We start from the raw sequence: 3,174 nt of genomic DNA on the forward strand, positions 1-3,174 counted from the left end.
CCACGACTCCTTGATCAGGAGCTACGAAAAAGGTAACGGGGGGGGGGACGACCGTGGTCGTCCCCGTCGTCCCAGCCCGTGGGACACCGGGGGGCGTGGAGCCACCAGCACCGCCCTCCGGCGGCTCCCGCAACCGCACCCGGGGCCGCGCCGGGCGGGAACGCCGATCCCACCGGGACCGCCCACCCCCTGCCGGCGGCGCGGCCGTGGCCGGGTCACCACAGCACCGGCAACTCCTCCAACCCACCGGCGACCACGTTCCGTTCCACCCGCAACCGCGACGGGTCGACCGCCAGGCGCATCGTCGGGAACCGGGCGAGCAGCCGGGTGAAGAGCACCCGCAGTTCCATCCGGGCCAGCGACGCGCCCGCGCAGTAGCGGGAGCCATGCCCGAACGACAGGTGGGGCGCGTCGCGGCGGTCCACGTCGAAACGGTCGGGCGCGGGGTACACCGAGACGTCGTGGTTGGCCGCTCCGGTGTCCAACAGCAACAGGTCCCCGGCCCGCACCACCACCTCGCCCACCCGCAGATCCGCCCGCGCGTACCGGGACACCCCGTCCCCGCCCTTGTCCATGCCCCGCAGCATCTCCTCGACCGCGCCCGCGACCAGCTCCGGCCGGGCGCGCAACACCTCCCGTTGGTCGTCGTTGGTGAGCAGGTGCACCGCTCCGATCCCGATCCCCATCACCGCGGCCTCGCCACCGAAGAGCAGGAGCATGCAGGCCCGCGCCACGTCCTCGTCGGCCGCCCCGTCCCGCGTGAGGAGGCGGGAGACCACGTCCTCACCCGGTGTCCGCCGCTTCCCGGCCACCAGCCGCCGGCAGTACTCGAACAGATCCGCCATGCCCTGCCGGGACCGGTCGGCGTCCCGCAGGTCGGCCATCGCCCGGGCATAGCCGCGGAAGCGGTCCCGGTCGGTGTCCGGGACGCCGATCAACGCGCAGATGACCGCCGTCGGCAGCCACGCCGCCACCAGCCGCGCGAAGTCCACCGGCCCCGGCCCCGTCGCGGCGAGCCGGTCCAGGCACTCCTCGACGAGGGCCTCGAGGCGTGGGGTGAACGGCCGGAGCCTGGCGGGGGAGAGGTGGGGTTGGATCAGCTTGCGCAGCCGCGCGTGGTCGGAGTCCTCGCTGGCGAAGTCCCCCATCGGACCGCCCTGCAGCGCCGCGTCGCCGGAGCGAGCCGCCCGGGCCGGGTCGGGGTGCGAGCGCCCCACCCGGGGATCGTCGAGGAGTGCTCGCACCTCGGCGTAGCCGGTCACCAACCACGCCTCGTCGCCGACCGCGGTGCGGATGCGGTGGATGGGCCCGGTGGCCTGCAACTCGCGCAACCCGGGAGCCACGTGCAGGGGACAACGCTGCTCGAACGACAGCTGGACAGGGGCCGCCACGGCGCCCTCCTTCGACAGTCACGAACGGAACGAGAACGGACGAGAACCGGTGGGAACCGGGGACGGGACGAGCGCAGACCGTCACCGGGGAGGCCAGGGTGAGCACACCCCGTCAACCAGGGTAGCGGTGCGTGACCACGTCGATGCGTTGGGCGCCCGCCTCGCTGCCCCCGGGCCGCCGAGTACACCGCCGGCACCCGACCTGACCGGCACCCCGACCGGTGCCCGTGGTCGGATCAGGGGGTCCCCGTCCGCCTCCCGGAAAGGAGCAGCGGCCCCGGCCGCCCGCCTCGATGGACACCCCCGTCTATGCGCCCGCCGACGAGATCGCGCCGCCCCGCGCCGAACCCCGAGCCCTCCACCGGCTCGCCGAGGACCTCGTGGGCGGTGACACCGTCCTGGTCGCCGTCGACGACGACCCCACCGGTGCGCAGACCGTCCACGACGTCCCCCTCGTCACGACCTGGTCGGACCGCGACCTGCGCTGGGGGCTGCGGCACGCCCGGGAGCGCGGGCTGCTCTTCGTGCTCACCAACTCCCGGTCGATGGAGCCCGCCGCCGCTCACCGGGTGGCCACCGACGTCGCCACCGCCCTTGCCCGGGCCGCCGAGGGCGAGGGCGTGGGCGTCCGACTGCTCAGCCGCGGCGACTCCACGTTGCGCGGCCACTACCCGGTCGAGACCGACGCGCTGGCCACCGCCTGGCGGCAGGCCACCGGGCAGGCCACCGACGCCGTCGTCCTGTGCCCCGCGTACCACGAGGCCGGCCGCGTCACCGTCGGAGGCCGGCACCTGGTCCGGGTGGAGGGGGTGTGGACCCCGGCCGAGCGCACCGAGTTCTCCCGTGACGCCACCTTCGGGTTCACCGCAGGTGACCTGCCAGGCTGGGTCGCCGAGCGCAGCCGGGGCCGGGTCCGCCCGGAGGAGGTCACCGTCGTCGACCTGGCCACCATCCGCCGGGGCGGGGTGGCCGGGGTGGTCGCGCTCCTTGGCCACCAGCTGGGTGGCCGGCCCCCCGCGTCCCCGCCCGCCGTGGTCGCCCTCGACGCGGCGGCCGCCGAGGACATGGAGGTCACCGCGCTGGCCCTGGCCGAACTCGAACGCGCCGGCCACCGGTTCCTCTACCGCACCGGGCCCGCCTACGTCCGGGTCCGGGCGGGGATTGCGGCGGTGCCCCCACTCCACCCCGATCCCGTTCCTCGTGACCGGGCCGGGGGAGTGCTCGTGGTGGTGGGCTCGCACACCGCGCTCACCACCGCCCAGACCGCCGCGTTGCGCGCGGGCCGCCGGCTGGTCGACGTCGCGGTCCCGGTGGACACCCTGCTCGCCGAACCGGACCGGGTGGTGGGCGAGGCCGTCGGCCACGTCGTGGACGCGTTGCGCCGCGGTGAGGACGTGCTCCTGGAGACCTCCCGCGCCCTGCGGCGGGGGTCGACGCGGCGGACAGCCTGCGCATCGCCCGGGCCGTCTCGCGGGCGTTGGTCTCCGTGGTCCGCGGGGTGCGGCAGCAGTGCCCCCCGGCCTGCCTCGTGGCCAAGGGCGGCATCACCTCCCACGAGGTCGCCGTGCACGGGCTCGCGGTCCGCCGCGCCCGCGTCCTGGGGTCGCTGCTGCCCGGTGCGGTCTCGCTGTGGCAGCCCCTCGACCTCGCCGGTGAGCCCGACGGCCCGCGCTACACCGTGTTCCCGGGCAACGTGGGTGAGGAGACCTCCCTGCTGGAGGTCGTCAACCGCCTCGCTCCGCCCACCGCCGGCCGCCCCTAGCGGCTGGCGGGGGCGGCTGGC

The 3,174-nt window shown here is 75.6% G+C and carries 2 protein-coding genes; one reads left to right on the forward strand and one right to left on the reverse strand.

Annotated elements, in window-relative coordinates; all coding sequences use genetic code 11:
- Window positions 1-215 precede the first annotated feature (215 nt).
- Window positions 216-1,391, reverse strand: coding sequence for a cytochrome P450 (locus tag ACTIDRAF_RS0224495; protein ID WP_016701311.1), 1,176 nt, complete (start codon window positions 1,389-1,391; stop codon window positions 216-218).
- A gap of 293 nt (window positions 1,392-1,684) precedes the next feature.
- Between ACTIDRAF_RS0224495 and ACTIDRAF_RS31070 the strand changes: the two genes are divergently transcribed.
- Window positions 1,685-3,174: four-carbon acid sugar kinase family protein (locus tag ACTIDRAF_RS31070; protein ID WP_052168959.1), on the forward strand; the 1,490-nt coding region annotated here is incomplete at its 3' end.

Source organism: Actinoalloteichus spitiensis RMV-1378, from assembly GCF_000239155.1.
Classification (GTDB): domain Bacteria; phylum Actinomycetota; class Actinomycetes; order Mycobacteriales; family Pseudonocardiaceae; genus Actinoalloteichus_B; species Actinoalloteichus_B spitiensis.